This window comes from Bdellovibrio sp. BCCA (genome assembly GCF_037996825.1).
Classification (GTDB): domain Bacteria; phylum Bdellovibrionota; class Bdellovibrionia; order Bdellovibrionales; family Bdellovibrionaceae; genus Bdellovibrio.
In genome coordinates this window covers 3,354,140-3,371,852 of the sequence record NZ_JBBNAC010000001.1, presented here as the reverse complement: position 1 = coordinate 3,371,852, position 17,713 = coordinate 3,354,140, and the positions used below count along the sequence as shown (strand labels likewise).

Here is a 17,713-nt window from a genome sequence, read left to right as displayed (position 1 = left end):
AGGTACCTGGTACCTTTTTCTACTTTTTTGAGAGAAGTTTGATAGCTGCTTCATTTTGAGCTTTGTTAGCAATTTCTAAAGCTGTTTTTCCATCGTCGTTTTTTGCTTTTAGGTCTGCACCAGCATCTATTAATAGTTTAATTGTCTTTGCACTACCGTGACGTGCGGCTTCGAGTAAAGGTGTTTTTCCATTCTTATTAGCTATATTAATGAGAGAGGGTTGTTTTTTAAGAAGCAATTGCATTAGCTCACCGTTATTTACGGATGTCGCAAGAATAAGAGCCGTGTCATTCCATTGATTTAAATTTGCAAGCTCAGCTCCATTGCTGATTAAAATTTTTGCGGCCTCGGTCTGGTCGTTGTCTATTGCGTAATACAACGCTGTTTTTTGTTCACTATCTTTGGTATTAAGATTTGCCTTTTTATCAATTAGAAAATTCAAGACATCAGTGTGACCATTGCTCGCCGCTGCCATAAGCATCGTTTGGCCATTTTCATTGGTTTGGTTGATATCGATTTTTTTACTAAGCAATTTCTTTAACGATTTTAAGTTTCCTTCAAATGCTTGGGTGTATGCTTGTGAAAACTGGTTTGAAACTTCAACTTTCGCCCCGCCAGCAAAACTTACAGAGCTAAAAGTGAATAATACTGCTGCGATAAAAATGTCTAGCTTCATCATATTGTTCTGCCTAGTTCAACTTAGTTGATAAATTAGTACTCTCTTCAACAAGAGTCGCCGCAGCGTCTGTTGGGTTCATCGGACCAATTTGAGTATAGTCGAATTTTTTTAGTTTTTGTCTATCTGCCAAGATAGAAACTAAATCACGGATATATTTGCGTGGAGATCCTAAGTTTTCATAGGCCTCAGGCTCCGTCAAAGCCGCAAAATATAGGGGTCCATCAGCCGTTGATAACATTCCGCCAAATGTAATTGCTTTTTCGGCCGAACCAGTTTTCGCCGTTAGAGTATTATCATATTTTGAATCGCTATACAGTGACTTAAATGTCGAGAAATCTTCGTCGGGTCCACCAACGGCCATAACATCCGCCAGTTGAAAGTTTTTTGAACCTTTGTATGCCTTCAACATGTGGTCTAAATCTTGGATCACACGAACGATACTCCCGCATGTGACTTCATTGTATACTTTTTGTTCGTTGGCCTGACCTTTGTTTAGAAGAACAGGATATCCTGAGCCATTTAAGACCGTTAAGTTAGATGAATCAAAGCCGAGGCGATTTTTAATAAATGCGCTGTATGCAGTTGCACCGCCTAACTTTTCAAAAAGAATATTAGGTGGAATATTTGATGAATACGCATTGTATTCTCTCATCATCATGTAGAGAGGACGTGATTTAAATGAATAAGTCTTTACGGGTACAGTTTGCGCATACTTTTTATATTCGGCAGCACGTGCCGGTTTAATTGTTTTAACTGAGATAGGACCGAAGTTTCGAATAAAGTATGTCAGTGCTTTTTGAGTCGTCAATGGCCCATAGAACATTTCTGGGTCTCTACCTCTAAATCCAGAAATCTTTCTGTGATCGAAAATAAAATTATTCGTTGTATAAAAAGGAATTACAAATTTTTCGTCATAAGAGAGTTGCGAAATAGTGGTGCAGTTCTGCTTGGCAAGAATAGGTTTAAGTTGATTAAAGACAGTGGTAAGCATTTCTTTGCCCATGAAAATATCTTGATCGCCGGAGATATGTACATAACAGGATTTGCTAGCAGCATCGGCTGGTGTAACATTAATCTTTGTCTTGAATCGGTATTCAGGTCCTAAAGTTGCAACCGCCCAGTGAGTAACAAGAATTTTTGAGAGAGAAGCTACTCGGAACTTCGTGTTCACGTCTGCTGCTGTAACATTTGTTGGAACATTGCGAACTTCGCTGTCTTTTTCTGTGTCGCGAATTTCTTGCTGTGTCGGATTGAACTCCTTAACTTGAGCAGACTGCTTGTCCTGGAGGTAGCACATAGCATTCATTTTATATGTAGCAGCCATTGCCGAACTAGCTACAAGTGATGAAAAGCTGATGCTTGCGACGATACTCTTTACAAGGAAACTGTTAGCCATCTACGTGCTCCTTTTTAACAGTTTGTAACGTTTTCAAAATCTGTGCTCTGTGGAAACCCATTCAGTTTCATCTCAAATGTCTCAATATTTGACACTGACACATTTTGAGACTGTACGTTGTCAGGTCATCAATCGACGACATCGTCATCCATTTCTTGGAAACCTATCTGCCATGGTTTTTCTACTGTGCCTTGAATGTAAGTTCCACGTTCGTTCGGATCTTCGATGTCGTAGTAAACTTTTTTTCCATGCAGGAAGTAGCTTACTTTTTCATAAAAATCATCTTGTGAATTGACAACTTGGCGACGGAAAAATGAATAAGTTGTCACGATGGAACCATTTTTTGTATGAATAAGCTCGTAGTCGGGAAGCAAAATATTGTTATTCTTAAAAAAGGCATAAGTTTTCATTTCTTCTTCTAGGTAACAACCTTCGAAGTCGGGTCCGAATGGAGGCTCACAAAAATCGGAGCTGCTTTTTTTTGTGAGATAACGATTCTCTTCGTCGAAGGCAATCCTGAATAACAGGTTTGGAGAAACCCAAAAACCAGAGTTGTCTATATTCCATAAAAGACTTGTAAGAGACGGATGTCGAGTTATATAGGAAAGTAGGGAACCGTCGGAAAAAAAACGTTGGAACTGTCTTGTAAGTTCCACGTGATAGATTTCTTCTATCTCGGACTTCTTTAAACTTGATTTACAATCTATTTTGGAAAGAAACTTTTCGATTTGAGCGAAATCCTTATGTCCGTTTTGCATGTATAGAAGTATGGATTGAGCCTCCATAAATTCACAGTTTATTGGAGTCTTTTGATAAGCGGCTACGGCGCTTACGAAATCATTTTTTTCAATTAATGCAGTTACATTAGATAATATCGTCAAATACTTTTCGAAAAGGAGTGTCTGGGAAGCGTTCATTGTCTCGCTATTTTCTTTGACCCGTTCAGTTAAATTCAGTGATGTATAAATTTTTTGGATCTGTGTTAAGTAGACTACTGAGTTAAAAATTTCCTGTTGATCACCTAAATTCGTAGGATCTACGTTAGAGCTAACGAGCAGCTCTACAAACTCTTTTCTATCAATTTGCAAAGCCAATCCCATAGGAGTTGAGCCTTCCTTCGGGAAAATGAAATCCTGGGGCTGCGCTGAATCGAGAACTGCTTTGAGTTTATTGAGATTATTAATTTTTATTGCGGTCAGGATGTTTTTTTGAGTTTCGGAAAGAGTTTTCTTCGACTCTTGAGATGTCCGCATCAAAGGTGCAGGCGACTTATCTTTGGAAAATGAACATCCGGCTAGGTTGAATAGTATCACAAGAAGGAGAATAGATATCAATTTCATAGGCCGTCCCCCTCAGAATCTTCGGGAGAATTTTTACTCTCAGTTTGACTCTTTTCATTTAAAGATTTGCATACCTCTTTTTTTATTTTAGCAGCCTCTTCTGTTAACGGTTCCTCGGACAAATTAGTCCAAATACTACTATATAAAATATCATCGTAGTGCTGAGCCTTGAAAAGAAGCCCGTAAGCATAAGTCATATTGTTAGCATTTTCATGAAATGAGCTACAATACTCGGGATCACCTTCACATGAATTGGCTTTTTCATTCTCAGACAATTCGTCTGGAAATACATACCTAAATGAATAAGTAGCGTCTCCCCTGTCTACATGTTTTTTTATCAAAGAAATCCATTTTAAAAATAACTCTTCATTATCAAAGCAGGATTTTTTTATCATTAAAAGTAACATAGGGTCGATTTTAACTAATGCGGGACCCGGTATTCTATTGTTATTGGCAAGATTTATAGATAAGGCTTTTGCGGGCCCAAGAGAGCTAATAAATTCAAAAAATTCTGACGACGAAAAGTTACTTCTAAACTGGTCTAAAATTTCATTCGCAAGCCACTCAGACAACTTTTCCGATGAAAATTTATTACTGAGACTGGAGCACTCAGTCTCTTTCAGTACGGTTTTGATCATCTCTTCATTGTGAATAGATTTTAAAACTTCATAGTAGTAACCAGGGTTCCCTTTTTCCGGGTGAGAATATTTTAGATTCATGAGAAAATTGATAAAATTCTGGCAACCAATAAACCCGAGTCTATTACTGGTAACCGAGTTTTTGAACTTGGTGTTCTCCTCTTCGGAAGAATAGTTGCGCAAGATTCCAATAAATCGATCTCTTTGAGCATCTCCGATAATTTTATTTAGTTCGTCGGAGTATGAAAGTTTATTGTAAGTGGTTTCAGTCATGATGAATGGACTGTGCCCCTGAATAAGCAAATAATTAAGAATATTCTTTTTATCGAATTTGATGGCTGTATCAAGCAGTGAGCCATCCGTTGTTTTGATGTCATTGATTTTCGCAAACCTTATTTCTGAAAGCTCTTTAAGCGCTTTTTCTTCGTTTTCTTGAGAAATAATTTCTTCAAGAGTAAGTTTCTTCTTAGTTACTTCTTTCTCTTGAATAAGGATCAGTGGACGTTGATTTTTCTCCGGATCCTTTTTGAACGAACAAGCCCCTACAGCTACGATCAGAGCCGTAAGAATCAATTGTCTCAAAATGAGAAATGCCTGAGATAGGTTCATCAAGTACGTAAATATGCAAGGTATGCCGCTAGTTAGGCTGCAAAAGAAGGCAAGGTTGGTGTCTACAGAAATGACAGCTTACCAAATCCGTCATTAGGCAATGCTGTGGTTTTTAACAACTTTTCGGGGATAATTGAAAGTTGTAGTCTTAGAACAGACTCGTGCAGAGGAGACGATCATGTGGCTCTTAGTGCTGTCGTATATTGGGGGAGTTCTAACGATTTTAAGTCCCTGCATTCTTCCGGTGATTCCGTTTGTTTTTGCGAAAGCAGATCAACCTTTTCGAAAAAGTGGATTGCCTCTTCTGTTGGGAATGGCTCTGACTTTTGCGGTCTTCTCAAGTTTGGCGGTTCTTGGCGGAGCATGGATTGTTCAAGCCAACAATTGGGGACGGTGGATTGCCATTGTTCTTCTCACAGTCTTTGGTTTGTCACTGATCTTTCCACAGTTTTTCGATAGGTTCTTTGAACCGTTCACACGGTGGGGTTCAAAACTCAGCGAGAGCTCAAAATCCCAAGCAAGTTTTTCCAAATCTCTCTTGTTAGGAGTTGCGACAGGTCTTCTGTGGGCTCCTTGTGCAGGACCCATCTTAGGATTGATTTTAACCGGAGCGGCTTCTCGAGGAAGTACGCAAAGTGCCATTTGGTTTCTTTTAGCTTATGCCTTAGGAGCCGCCACATCGCTGATGCTGGCACTTGTCGCTGGTGGAAAGTTTTTAGGAACATTGAAAAAATCTTTGAAAGCAGAGCGGGAAATAAAAATCGCGCTAGGTATCGCGGTACTCCTTGGAGTTTTAACGATTACTTTTGGTCTTGATCGCACAGTTCTTACTAGGATTTCCAAAGTTCAAACGGAAGACATCGAAAACAAGCTCATTCAAATTTTCCGCGGTGAAAATTCGCAACGTAGCGAGACGACGAAATCAGATTTAGAAACCATGAATGCGCTTCCAATCAGTTTGGCAGGAGCTACGCAATGGCTTAATTCTCCGGCTCTTTCCTTTGAAGCTTTAAAAGGCAAAGTCGTGCTTGTGGATTTCTGGACTTATTCATGTATCAACTGCCTACGGGCTCTACCCTATGTAAAAGCTTGGGCAGAGAAATACAAAGATCAAGGTCTTGTGGTTATTGGCGTGCACACTCCCGAATTTGCTTTCGAGAAAGATCCTGACAACGTTGCAAAAGCCGTAAGAGAACTTGAAATTAAATATCCTGTGGCAATGGACAACGACTATCGTATATGGAATTCATTTGATAACCATTACTGGCCAGCTCACTATTTCCTGGATCGACAGGGCCGTCTTCGTCATCATCACTTTGGTGAAGGACAATATGAAGAATCCGAAATGGTCATCCAAGATCTTCTTAAGGAGGGCGGGCCCCTTGCCGTATCTTCGGATGTCGTGAAGGTCGAAGCGAAGGGGGCGCAAGCGGCTCCGCAAATGAATGACGTAAAATCTCCAGAGACTTACATTGGTTATGCTCGTGCAGAAAACCTACGTTTAACACCGATATTAAAGCCGGACCGCGAAGAGAATTATGTCGCCGTCAAAAATCTGGAGCTCAACGAGTGGACGTTATCTGGTCGTTGGAGTATTTCCAATGAAAGTGCCACATTGACAAAAGCGGGTGGAAAAATAATTTACCGTTTTCACGCGCGCGATTTGCATTTGGTTTTAGGTCCCCATAAAGCGGGTTCCTCGGTTCGTTTTCGTGTTACTATTGATGGGCAGGCGCCTGGTGCAGATCACGGAATGGATGCAGATGAAAAAGGTCAGGGTGTCGTCAAAGAGAATCGTTTGTATCAACTGATTCGCCAGAAAGAGGTAGGCGACATTCGTGATCACACTTTCGAAATTGAATTCTTGGATCCTGATGTGGAAGCTTTTGCATTTACGTTCGGATAAGTGTTAGTCTTTGCCATCATGATTTTGGCGCTTCTCATTTGTAATGAAACTTGTAAAAGTAAAAGATCCGCTTGTTAAAGGATTCTCCATGGGACTTGCAGCTCACGGCCTTGGAACTTTCCGTGCATTTCAAATCAATGAAATGGCTGGAGCCTTCGCGGGGCTTGCCATGGCGCTCAATGGCTTGATGACGGCTATCTTGATTCCGCTGTTACTATTTTTAATTCCCTAATCAAGCCAGCGAACTTCGATGTCCATTCTTTATCATCATTCAAACACGGAATCAGGCGATACTCCTGACCACCGTGTTCTTTAAACGTTTCTTGACCGCCAATTCCAATTTCTTCCAAGGTTTCGATACAATCAGCGACAAACGAAGGGCAAATCACTGCCACTTTTTTCTTTCCTGTTTGCGCAAGGATTTCTAAAGAGTGGTCCGTTGCTGGCTTTAACCATTCACCACGACCTAATCGGGATTGGAAAGAAACGCTCCAGTGACTGTCAAGAAGTCCTAAAGATTCTGCGATCTGTGTTGCGGATTCAAAACATTGAGCGCGATAACAATTCTTCGCGCAGGCATTTTCCTCAAAACAGCAATCTTCGCTGCGTAAACACCCGGGCACTTTGCGGATGTGACTTTCAGGAAGTCCGTGGAAAGAGAAAAGATAATGATCCGGTTTTTCGTCGCCCAATGTTTCTTGAATGATGCGCACAGTGGGATCAATAAATGCTTTTTCATCGAAGAACGGAGGCAGGCTTTCTGTGGGAATATCAATTCCTAAACGGCCTGCGAGACGATCCACTTCTTTTAAAGAAGATTCTGTCGTAGCTTCTGCATATTGAGGAAAAAGAGGAGCCAGGATAATTGTTTCAACTCCAGACTCTTCAAATTCACGCAAAGCTTTTTCAATTCCAGGTTCCGCATAGCGCATGCCGACTTTTACGAGATAATCACTGCCAAGATCCTTTTGAAGTCGGTTGGCAAATTTCTGGGTGTAGACGGTAAGAGGAGAACCTTCGCCTTGAAGCCAAACTTTTTTGTAGTTTTCTGCGGAAAAAGGAGCGCGGCGAGGAACAATCAAAAGGTGAACCAAAGGCCAACGAAAAACGAATGGCAAATTAATCACGTCTTTATCCATCAAAAACGTATTAAGGTATTTTTTTACGTCTTTGATTTCGTAGGACTTAGGACTTCCAATATTTAAAAGCAAGACACCTTTTTTAGCCATGTTGATTCGCAATCTCCTCTGCGAGCATGTCACTGCGCTCAAGTATTTTACTTAAGCCAATGCCTCCAAGATAATTTCCGTGCAAGTACAAATCTTTTGGAGCTTCACGGTTTAATTCTCTCAAAGTTTCTTCTAGCTGTAGATCGTAATAAGGCAAAGCATTTTTCCAACGGTTGATGCGATAATCAAGAAGGCTTTCCTTTTGACCGAGGATACGATGACGTTCCTCCGCGATCAGTTTCAAAATTTCTGAATCAGAAAGATCAAGAAGCGCCTCTTCTGTCACGCCACCTAAAATCCATGTCTCGTTATACGTTTTATCACGGCCTTTAAAAATATAAGAGTTCATAAGAACTCCCAAGGATTTTAAGCCATATCCACGAGGAATCAAACAGCCAAAACCTTGATAAGAAGTCTGAGGTTTGCTGAAGAACAATGTGGCACTCATCAAAGATGACATACGAATGCGCTTTAAAAGTTCTGATATAACAGGATGCGAAGCTTTTAAAAGATTTGCCGCCGCCTGAGCTGAAGTAGCGACAACAATAGGTCCAGGGAGAGTTTTTGGATCTACGACAGAATTTAAATGGATATTGACGTGAAGTTCTTGGAGTTTTATCGACAGATGATCCACTAGATCTTGCATGCCGTACGGTCCTGTCAGAAGACCTTTGTATTTGTCTTTTTTCTTTTTTGAAAAGATAGGACCTAAAATTAAACCCGCGCTAAGGCCTGAAATTTCATTGCCGTAAATTCCCTGCATGGCGGGACCTAGAATATATTGAGTAGCGTGAGGCCCGATATTGCGCACTCCCCATGTCTGTAAAGTTTCATTCTCACGGGGTTTTAAGTTCTTTTTTCCGCCCAGAGCCTTGGGGAGAAGACGGCCCAAAAATCCCAGAGTTTCGACAAAACTCAGTGGCCAAGCGCGAGGAGTCTCGCGAAAAAGAAATCTTTTTTTCGAAGTTTGCAAAGGAGTGACCGGCGTTATGCCTAGTTCATTGAAAAGGCCCACTGCTTTTTCTGTGCAAATCAAAGCATTGGCGGCACGCTCTGCGATGCCGTAATCGGTGACGTCCGTACCTAAAAGCCCTCCCACGCGTGAAGAGCTTTCATAGAGATCGACTTCAAAACCTTTTTGCGCAAGCCTGAGAGCTACGGTGAGCCCGGCAAAGCCAGCGCCAATCACGCTGACTTTTTTCATATAGATTGTGAGAAGATTTTTGTCTGAGGTTGTTTGGACTTTAAGCGCTCATCAAAAAACACACAGGCATTTCGTAAGAAAGGGCGACCTGCTTCTTTCACAACCAATTTGTGTTCACGGACCTCAACCAAGGAGTCTTTGATCATTTCTGCTAAAAACTCTTCAGATTGTTTCTCTTGAGTCTCGTCAGTGAATTCTACTTCGAACTCGGTCATCAATTTTAAAATTTGATCACGACGAACTTGATCTTCTGCCGTTAAAACGTGTCCACGCAGTGTTGGAAGACGACCTTCATTGAGGGCAGCTTCATACAAAGGCAACACTTTTTCATTTTGATGAAAGCTATAAGGAGTTTCAGAAATGGAAGAAACACCCAAACCCAAAAGAACATCGGTGCGTTGATCCGTGTAGCCCATAAAATTACGATGCAAACGCTTTTCATTCATGGCTACACACAAGTTGTCTGTTGGCAGAGCAAAGTGATCCATACCGACCTCAACATATCCCGCCTCAAGCAAAACGCCGCGAGCGATCTCATAAAGCTCTCGCTTCTCAGCTGACTTCGGAAGATCTTCATCTTTAAAAAGTCTTTGTGCCGGTTTAATCCAAGGAACCAAAGCAAAACTGTAAAGGGCAATGCGGTCCGGGCGAAGTTGCACGGTGGCTTTTGCTGTTTCACGGATTGATTCAGGAGTTTGTTTTGCAAGGCCATAGATCAAATCGAAGTTTACCGAAGTATAGCCCATATCACGCGCGGCCTTTGTGAGGTTCGCAGTGATATCAAAAGGCTGAATGCGGTTCACAAGTCTTTGCACTTCAGGGTTGAAATCTTGAACGCCCATGCTCACACGCGTGAAGCCCAGCTCACGAAGAGCCTTTAATTGTTGTGGATTCGTACGGCGAGGATCGACTTCGATAGAACCTTCAAAATCATTAAGGTCGACTTTAACACGCGACATGATAGGACGAAGGAGTTGCACTAGAGACTCCGCTGATAAGAACGTTGGAGTTCCTCCGCCGAGGTGAATGTGCTTTAACGGTTTTTGCAAAAGTTCAGGCACTTGCTCAATATAAAGCTGCCATTCTTTTAGAATCAAATCGACATAGGGAGTTTCCCTTTTGTGATCTTTAGTGATGATGTTGTTGCAGCCACAGAATGTGCAAAGTGATTCACAGAACGGAATGTGCAAATAAAGCGACCAGCCACCTGGCTTTTCTTGAAGAGTCGCTCTGAGATGCTGAACCCATTGATCACTTGTCGGGTTTACTTCCCAATAAGGAACCGTTGGATAAGATGTATAACGGGGAGCGGGAACATCATATTTTGCTAAAAGATCTTTCATCATGCGAGCTCCTTACGGACAGTCTCCACGAAAAGTTTCACATTCTTTTCTGGAGTTTTAGGCAGAACGCCGTGACCCAAACCACAAACCCAACCCGCTCTTTCTTGAAGACTCAGAGCCTTCATCGGAGCAAGAAACGTTTGCAAAGCTTTTTTGAAATCACTGTCATCCATAAATAACAAACTTTGATCGAAGTTTCCTTGAACGAAACCTTTGTTTTGAACCTTGAAAGAGTCCGGCATCCAGCAACGGTGGTCAAACCCCTGCCCCGCCCAAGGAAGTTCCGTGAAGGCTTTATTAAAGAACACAGGCTGAGTGCCTTTAGAGTAGTAACCGATTTTACCCGGATAATCTTGAGCAATACGTGCAAGAACAGGTTGAATCCACTCTTGGAAGAATAGTGGAGAGACTTCTCCCGCAGCCGTATCAAAAACCATAACCGTTTCTGCGCCACCTTCGAATTGCAGACGGATGTTTTCTTTAAGAAGCGGATACATCTTCTCTAGGAATTTAGGGAATAGATGAATCAAAGTTTTTGACTGAATCAAAGAGCCCGCGTGCGAGCCTTCAACCGCATAAACGAACAAAGTCCAAGGACCGCCGACAAAACCGATCAAACTTTTGTTTGAAGGTAAAACGGCACGAGTCGCTTTCATCGCTTCTTTTTGAAAACCCATGAACTCAACAGCTTTATCAACAGGTCCTAATGTGTTGATTGTTTCAGGATTTAACTTAAATCCCAATTGAGGACCGTGATCTGTATAATCCAACCCCATGCCCAAAGCTTCCAGCGGAAAAAGGATGTCGCTGAACAAAATAGAAACGTCGAAGTCAAATTCAGCCACGGGTCCCAGCGCCACTTGCGCCGCGAGTTCCGGCTTTTTGCAAAGATCCATAAATGAATGCTGAGAGCGCAAGCCTTGATAGTGTTTATGATAGCGGCCTGCTTGACGCATAAACCAGATCGGCGGAACAGCTTGAGGGGTTCTTTGTTGAGCGTTTTTAAACAATGTATTCATGAATTCTCCTCTGTGGACCACTGGTAGCCGACGCCGCGAACGGAGCGAATGTGTTTTTCTCCGTCATCACCAAGAAGCTGGCGTAGGCGCACAATAATATTATCAATCGTTCTATGGCTTGGATTTTTATCAACACCCCAGATCTCATTCATGATTTCATCACGACTTAAAACGCGAGGGGATTTTTCAATTAGAAGTTGCAGGATCTTCATATCCGTCACGGGAGGATATTCGATCTGCCCTGATTTTTTTTGCACGGACATATTCGTGAAGCTGACTGTGCAATTTTCAAGTTCAATTTCACGAGCCGGTGCATGGGCATCTAAGACGTGTTTCACACGAATTAAAAGCTCTTTTAAATGAAACGGCTTAGGAATGTACTCTTCGGCACCCAATTCGAATCCCTGCAAGCGAGACTCTGCATCGGCTTGCGCCGTGAGAAATAAAAATAAAACGGGAGAGATTTGTTTAATCTTCGCGGCAAGCTCAAAGCCTGTTCCGTCAGGAAGACCCACATCAAGAATAATCAAATCAAAGTCCTTGGATTTTGAAAACAAAGTCCAGGCTTCAGCCAAGGTCTTTCCCCAAGCGACGTCATATTCTTTTTTGAGTCTCTCTGTCAGGGTTTCGCCAAGGGACGTATCATCTTCGACAAGAAGGATTTTTCTCATTTCAAATGACCCTCCAACTCAACAAGGGATCTAAATCCTTCGTTGTCTTTGGATTCAAAAATAACGTCGCCATTCATTTTTTGCAGAAGACGTCGGGTGATCAACAAACCAATGCCATTGCTGCGAGAGTCCTGAGATTTAAGAATCTCTAAACCCAGTTTTTCTAGAGGACCTTTAAAACCTAAGCCGTCGTCTTGAATTTGCAGTTCAATGCGGCCGCCACCCAAGTCGCGCACTTTAATACGGACGGTGGTGGCTTTTCCGTGAATCACGGCATTTTGAAGGAGATTTTTTAGAACACTCAAAAGAGCCCTGCGATCACCATAGATCACAGCGTTCTTTTCAAGTTCTAAAGTTAATTCAGAAAATTCAATACGAAGGCTTGACAGCAAATCGCTTAACGAGATTTCTTCTTTTAAAAGTTCGCCAGCCTCAAGGTTTGCCAAGAGCAAAGAGTTTTCGAGCTGAAGATCCAAGCGTTGGATGTCGTGAATCAAACGCTTCATCACGGGGTTTGTATTTCCATGCAGGTCTTCTTCTAAAACTTCGGCTTGCAAGCGAAGACGAGCGATGGACGTTTTAATATCATGACTGAATGTCGAAAAGAAAAAACGCAGACGTTGATGGCGCTTTTGATCGCGATAAGTAAAGATCACGAGCGCAATTCCGCCAATCAAAATTGCTCCGAGCAAGATCGATCCTTCCCAAGCAAACATGCGATGGGATTTTTGCAATTGCTCCAGGCTCGATTCTTCTGTGGGATTCAGACGCAAAAGGAAGAACACCCACCACCAAGCCACAAGTGAAAACGTAAAGGCGAACCAAACGATCGCCAATGCTGTTTTCACATGAGGTTTGAGGAAGGACTTCGTCATTCTTACTCCGCAGACTCAATAATAGTGTGCGCGGCTTGTTCTAAAAGTTCATCCGTGTGAGCCATAGAGACAAAACCTACTTCGTAAGCATTCGGTGCTAGGTAAACGCCCTTATCCAAGGCTTTTAAGAAAAGACCTTTGAATGTCGCGCCCTGATTTCCAGGAATTTGGTCAATCGAACGAATCGGAGATTTTGTTGGACCATGAATCCAGAACAAAGACGCTACGGCACTGACTTCCAAAGGCACACCTTTTTTCGCAAAGCCCGCACGCAAAGTCTCAGCAAACTTTTGAGTTCTTTTCTCAAGAACATTCCAGCCATCTAGGCGCTGCATTTTCTTAAGAGTTGTCAGGCCCGCACGCATACCGATGGGATTCGCACTCAAAGTACCGGCTTGGTAAACGTCTCCACTCGGAGCCACCATGTTCATCAATTCCGCTTTACCGCCGTAGCATCCTACAGGAAAACCGCCACCGATGATTTTTCCGTAAGTCACTAGATCCGGGCGAATTCCCGTTTTTTCCACCATGCCTTGAAGGCCCACGCGGAAACCCGAGATCACTTCATCGAAAATTAGCAAGCTGCCATTTTTTTCGCAAAGTTCAGCAACACGTTTTAAGAATTCAGGACGTTGAACCAAAAGACCATAGTTTGCAGGAAGTGGTTCAATGATCACAGCCGCAATGTCTTTTCCTTGAACTTGGAATACTTCTTCAAGGCGAGCTTCATCATCTAGTGGAGTCACAACAGTATGAGCTGCAACTTCTGCAGGAATTCCCGCACTTGAAGACGCTGCCGTTCCAGCAAGACCGCTTCCGGCCTTAACTAAAAGATTATCAACGTGACCGTGATAACAGCCTTCAAATTTCAAAATTTTTGTACGACCTGTTGCTGCGCGAGCGACACGCAAAGCGCTCATTACGGCTTCTGTTCCAGAAGATACGAAACGCAATTTTTCCATGAACGGCAAAGTCGATGTGATCCACTCTGCAAGTTCCAAAGAGTAAATTTCTGTCGCACCGAAAGTCCAAGCTGTGTCGACCATGCGATGAACTTCTTCTTTCACTTCCGGATCAAGGTGTCCCAGAATCAATGGTCCAAAGCTTTGGCAGAAGTCGATATATTTTTTATCTTCAACAGAAGTCAAAAATGCGCCTTCGGCTTTTTTAAAGAAAACTGGAGCGCGATCAAGTCCTTTGAAAGAACGAACAGGGGAGTGAACTCCACCGGGAGCTACTTTCAAGGCGCGTTGGAATAATTCTTCAGAAGTTATTTTTTGCATTGCTGTCTCCAGTCATCTTGATCCAAGAAAATTCTTACTCGTGAAGGATCAAAAGCATTTTTCTTTTCCAGATAAGCGCGAATTACTTTGTGAGTATTTCCCGGCCCGCTGGCGTGGTGTTTATTTATAATTTCAGGAGCTTCTTGTACAGCTTGCAGGAATTGACTGCCGCTGCTCCAGAAGAAGCTTTCTTTGCCCGTGAAAGAACCTAAGTTCCCTGTGGATTTCAAAGAGTAAGTCGCAATCAAAGGCAAAGTTTCTACGTTAGATTCATAACCTTCTTCGTGCGAAAGTTTAGCCCATTGCAATTTTGCTCCCGCAAGAATTTCAATACGAGCCTCTTCTTGCTCTCCCAAGCTCTCTGCAGATCCATGGACCCATATACCTTTTTGAGCGAGGTTTTTCCACGTTTTAAGCCCTGCGGTCCAAACAAATCCAGGAGATTTCAAGCTCTCAGGCCAAGCTTCACTGCGGGCTACGTACAAGGCATTGATTTTTGAGTCCAAAGGCGCAACATTCAGTGGCACACGTTGGGCTTTCACGTCCCCAGACCACATTTCATTTTCAGAAAATTGGGGAGGATTTGCCGTCAACGAGCGGGTATCAAGAACTTTGCCTTGATCAGTAAGACCTTTAAGCAAAGTGATCTCGCCATAAGGACGATCCAAAACTGCGACACCGATTTTTTGATGGCAGCCACCGCCGAAACTTGAAAGAATTTCGCGCTCTTTGATAGCGCAACGGAAAGTGCTTTCATCATGAATCGTTTTTAAGATGTCATGCAAATCTTTGCGAGTGGACAAAATTTCAACTGCCAAGGCGCCTTGAGCCGCTGCATTGGGATTAATACTCAAAGGCAAAACAGCCCACGTGAGGTTTTGTAAGTAAGAACGCAGAAGTCCTTGAACTTCTTTGAATTCATCTTGAGTTGCCGTGAGCAAACGGTCCAAAGCCGCTTTTGCCACGATCAAACCATCGATGTTCGGATCTTCCAAAAGTTTACGCACGCGTGTTGGAATATTTCCGCGCACACTTTCAAACTTCACCGACTCTAAAGAAAAAGGCAGGTGGCTTTTAAAGAAATCCGTCAGATTGTATTCGCGACGCGGAGAAGAGCTGTAAACTCGAAGCGCGCGAGAATTTTTAATTTGTTCGAAATGAGATTTCTTAAGAAGCAAAAGATCGCGTTGATCGGCACGAGGTAAAGTCGCTGCGATCATGGTGTCGTCTTTATGCTCTGTTGGTAGATCTTTCCATGAGTGTACAACCATGTCAGTTTCGCCACGGATCAGTTCACCATAAAAGTCTTCGGTGAAAACACCTTTTTCAGGGATTTTCCAAAGAGGGTCGGTCAGGTTTTTATCACCCAAAGATTCCTTGAAGCGGTATTCAATTTCCAAACCAGGATGTTTTTTTTTAAGTGCGTCTCCGACCATAAAAGCCTGAAGGCGCGCCAGATCGCTCTTACGAGCGGAGATTTTTAAGCGCATATATCGTCCCAACCAAGAGGACGAAGCTCCGTTCTTTGCGTAAAGGCCACGGCTTTTTCTAAAAGATCGGCTTTCAAAGCTTCGATCTTTACCTGCGTATCCTTTTTTGTTTCTTCAATTTCTGCAAAGAACTGATGAAGGCCCATAACTTTGACGTGAGAGAATTGTTTTGCAGCCAAAACCGGCAATTCATTTTCTTCTCCGCGAAGGTCGAAGATGATCAAAGGACGAGTGTCTTGTTTGTTCACCAATTCCACAATGCGGGCGTCAGTTAACGGAGCGGCAATCACCATCGCCTCGCCATGAACATAAGATTCATTGTAAGTCGTAACAGCTAGATTATTGTACTTCTCTGCAAAGCTTTGCATTTTTGCAGGATTACGGCAGATCACTTGCATTGATTTTTTATGAGCAAGCCAAGGAAGAATTTCTTGCGCCAATTGTCCTGAACCACACAGAGTTACAGTTTCAAGATCTTTGCTGTATTTGCGTAAAAGACTGCCATAACTTTGCGAGCCTAAACCCACCAAATGTTCGGAACGAGTCTTTTTCACTTCAGCCATGATGAAGTTCAACCATTTTTGGTGGTCACCAAAAAGTATGTCTTGAAGTTGTTTGCGAGATTCGACGAAATTTCTAAATTGACCGAACACTTCCGTTTCACCCACGATCGGCGAGTGAAGTCCGCATAAGATTTCCAAAAGAAGACTCAATGCTTTTTCACCGCGAAGTATTTGATCGTCGGCCTCCAAAAAATCCGTATATGTATTGAGCTCCACTTCAGTGCAAAAAAGAATCTTGCGCAAACATGTTTGCCAGATCGCTGCATCTTGAAGAGACTCCGAGAAGTTTCTATTGGATTTTCTGTGAACGAGAAGTATATCTTCCATGTAGAGATAGGTTTATCACTAAACTTTCAATAAAGTGTCACGGAAATGTCATTCGACCCTGTAAAAGATGTGCCCCAAAAGTAGGCAGAGGGTGGAGGTAATATGAAGCTCACTCAAAGACCGAGACGTAATCGTAAAACAGAAGCTTTGCGCCAAATGGTGGCAGAGACCGATTTAAGGGTTTCTCAGCTCGTTTTACCTCTGTTCCTTTGTGAAGGAAAGAGCGAACGCCAAGCCATCAACTCTATGCCAGGCATCTTCCGCATGAGTCCTGACATTTTATTACAGGAAGTGCAAAAAGCTGTGGACCTTGGTGTAAAAACGTTCGATCTGTTTCCGGCACTTTCTGAAACACTCAAAGATCCGTATGGAAAAGAGTCACTGAATCCTAACGGTCTTTTGCCAACGACTCTCAAAATGATCCGCGATAAATTTCCTGATGTAACATTGATTTCCGATGTCGCTTTGGATCCTTATTCCTCTGATGGTCACGACGGCGTTGTGAAAAACGGCAAAATTCTTAATGACGAAACAGTCGAAATTTTAGCGAAGATGTCTGTGGTTCATGCAAAAGCAGGCGCTGATATCGTATCACCGTCTGACATGATGGATGGCCGTGTGGGTGCGATTCGTGATGCGCTTGATAGCGAAGGTTTTACGGACACGGGCATTCTTTCTTATTCTGCAAAATATGCTTCTAGCTTTTACGGTCCATTCCGTGAAGCCTTGGATTCAGCCCCAAAATTCGGTGATAAAAAAACTTATCAAATGGATTTCCGCAATGCCCGCGAAGCTCTTCGCGAGGTGGAACTCGATGAACTCGAGGGTGCTGATATGGTGATGGTGAAACCAGCGTTGAGCTATCTTGATATTATCAGCCTTGTGAAGTCTCACACGCATTTGCCAGTTGCTGCTTACAATGTGAGCGGTGAGTATGGCCTGATCAAAGCCGGAGCCAAAGCTGGAATCATCGACGAAACACGTGCGATGGTTGAAACTTTGTACTCGATCCGCAGAGCGGGTGCCGATATCATTTTCACATACTTCGCTTTGCCAATGGCAGAATGGCTTCGTAAGAATACTTAAGAGCCCCCTGGACTTTTGGGTGTGTTTTGCGTTGCTCTGCCCATCGGGTGTGTTT

General features: G+C 42.8%; 16 protein-coding genes. 3 read left to right on the top strand and 13 right to left on the bottom strand.

What is annotated here, in order from left to right; translation table 11 throughout:
• Positions 1–19 precede the first annotated feature (19 nt).
• The 4 genes from AAAA78_RS16255 to AAAA78_RS16240 all read right to left on the bottom strand — a co-directional run bounded on the left by AAAA78_RS16255 (position 20) and on the right by AAAA78_RS16240 (position 4,662).
• Positions 20–679, bottom strand: coding sequence for an ankyrin repeat domain-containing protein (locus AAAA78_RS16255; protein WP_340593146.1), 660 nt, complete (start codon positions 677–679; stop codon positions 20–22).
• A gap of 10 nt (positions 680–689) precedes the next feature.
• A complete protein-coding gene (locus tag AAAA78_RS16250) occupies positions 690–2,075 on the bottom strand; it encodes a hypothetical protein (RefSeq protein ID WP_340593144.1) in 1,386 nt (461 codons plus the stop codon).
• 128 nt (positions 2,076–2,203) lie between these two features.
• Entirely contained in the window at positions 2,204–3,415 is a 1,212-nt protein-coding gene (locus AAAA78_RS16245) for a hypothetical protein (RefSeq protein WP_340593143.1), read from the bottom strand.
• Entirely contained in the window at positions 3,412–4,662 is a 1,251-nt protein-coding gene (locus AAAA78_RS16240; RefSeq protein WP_340593141.1) for a hypothetical protein, read from the bottom strand. The genes AAAA78_RS16245 and AAAA78_RS16240 overlap by 4 nt, the downstream gene beginning before the upstream one ends.
• A gap of 178 nt (positions 4,663–4,840) precedes the next feature.
• Between AAAA78_RS16240 and AAAA78_RS16235 the strand changes: the two genes are divergently transcribed.
• Together AAAA78_RS16235 and AAAA78_RS16230 are read left to right on the top strand one after the other, a co-directional pair.
• Entirely contained in the window at positions 4,841–6,568 is a 1,728-nt protein-coding gene (locus tag AAAA78_RS16235) for a cytochrome c biogenesis protein DipZ (protein WP_340593139.1), read from the top strand.
• A 43-nt stretch (positions 6,569–6,611) separates the two neighbouring features.
• Positions 6,612–6,800 carry an LrgB family protein gene (locus tag AAAA78_RS16230; RefSeq protein WP_340593138.1) on the top strand — a complete coding sequence of 63 codons (189 nt, stop codon included), beginning with the start codon at positions 6,612–6,614 and terminating at the stop codon, positions 6,798–6,800.
• Here AAAA78_RS16230 and hemH read toward each other — a convergent pair.
• The 9 genes from hemH to AAAA78_RS16185 are packed head-to-tail and all read right to left on the bottom strand — an operon-like array spanning position 6,763 to position 16,572.
• Positions 6,763–7,797 (bottom strand): ferrochelatase, encoded by a 1,035-nt coding sequence (gene hemH, locus AAAA78_RS16225; RefSeq protein WP_340593136.1) that lies wholly within the window; start codon positions 7,795–7,797, stop codon positions 6,763–6,765. The two genes, AAAA78_RS16230 and hemH, sit on opposite strands and share 38 nt — an antisense overlap.
• Complete coding sequence (locus tag AAAA78_RS16220; RefSeq protein ID WP_340593135.1) at positions 7,790–9,001, bottom strand: protoporphyrinogen/coproporphyrinogen oxidase; 1,212 nt, start codon at positions 8,999–9,001, stop codon at positions 7,790–7,792. Before AAAA78_RS16220 ends, hemH begins: the two co-directional genes overlap by 8 nt.
• Entirely contained in the window at positions 8,998–10,347 is a 1,350-nt protein-coding gene (gene hemN / locus AAAA78_RS16215) for an oxygen-independent coproporphyrinogen III oxidase (protein WP_340593134.1), read from the bottom strand. Before hemN ends, AAAA78_RS16220 begins: the two co-directional genes overlap by 4 nt.
• Positions 10,344–11,363, bottom strand: coding sequence for a uroporphyrinogen decarboxylase family protein (locus tag AAAA78_RS16210; RefSeq protein WP_340593133.1), 1,020 nt, complete (start codon positions 11,361–11,363; stop codon positions 10,344–10,346). The genes hemN and AAAA78_RS16210 overlap by 4 nt, the downstream gene beginning before the upstream one ends.
• On the bottom strand, positions 11,360–12,034 hold the full coding sequence (locus AAAA78_RS16205; RefSeq protein WP_295903838.1) for a response regulator transcription factor: 675 nt from the start codon (positions 12,032–12,034) through the stop codon (positions 11,360–11,362). The genes AAAA78_RS16210 and AAAA78_RS16205 overlap by 4 nt, the downstream gene beginning before the upstream one ends.
• Positions 12,031–12,909, bottom strand: a complete 879-nt coding sequence (locus AAAA78_RS16200) for a sensor histidine kinase (protein ID WP_340593131.1) — start codon at positions 12,907–12,909, stop codon at positions 12,031–12,033. The genes AAAA78_RS16205 and AAAA78_RS16200 overlap by 4 nt, the downstream gene beginning before the upstream one ends.
• 2 nt (positions 12,910–12,911) lie before the next feature.
• On the bottom strand, positions 12,912–14,192 hold the full coding sequence (hemL, locus tag AAAA78_RS16195) for a glutamate-1-semialdehyde 2,1-aminomutase (RefSeq protein ID WP_340593130.1): 1,281 nt from the start codon (positions 14,190–14,192) through the stop codon (positions 12,912–12,914).
• Entirely contained in the window at positions 14,180–15,682 is a 1,503-nt protein-coding gene (hemC, locus tag AAAA78_RS16190) for a hydroxymethylbilane synthase (RefSeq protein ID WP_340593129.1), read from the bottom strand. The genes hemL and hemC overlap by 13 nt, the downstream gene beginning before the upstream one ends.
• On the bottom strand, positions 15,673–16,572 hold the full coding sequence (locus AAAA78_RS16185; RefSeq protein ID WP_340593127.1) for a hypothetical protein: 900 nt from the start codon (positions 16,570–16,572) through the stop codon (positions 15,673–15,675). Before AAAA78_RS16185 ends, hemC begins: the two co-directional genes overlap by 10 nt.
• 102 nt (positions 16,573–16,674) lie before the next feature.
• Here AAAA78_RS16185 and hemB point away from each other — a divergent pair, with 102 nt between their 5' ends.
• The gene (hemB, locus tag AAAA78_RS16180; protein ID WP_340593125.1) at positions 16,675–17,658 is read left to right on the top strand and encodes a porphobilinogen synthase; all 984 of its coding nucleotides are present in this window, start codon (positions 16,675–16,677) and stop codon (positions 17,656–17,658) included.
• Positions 17,659–17,713 lie beyond the last annotated feature (55 nt).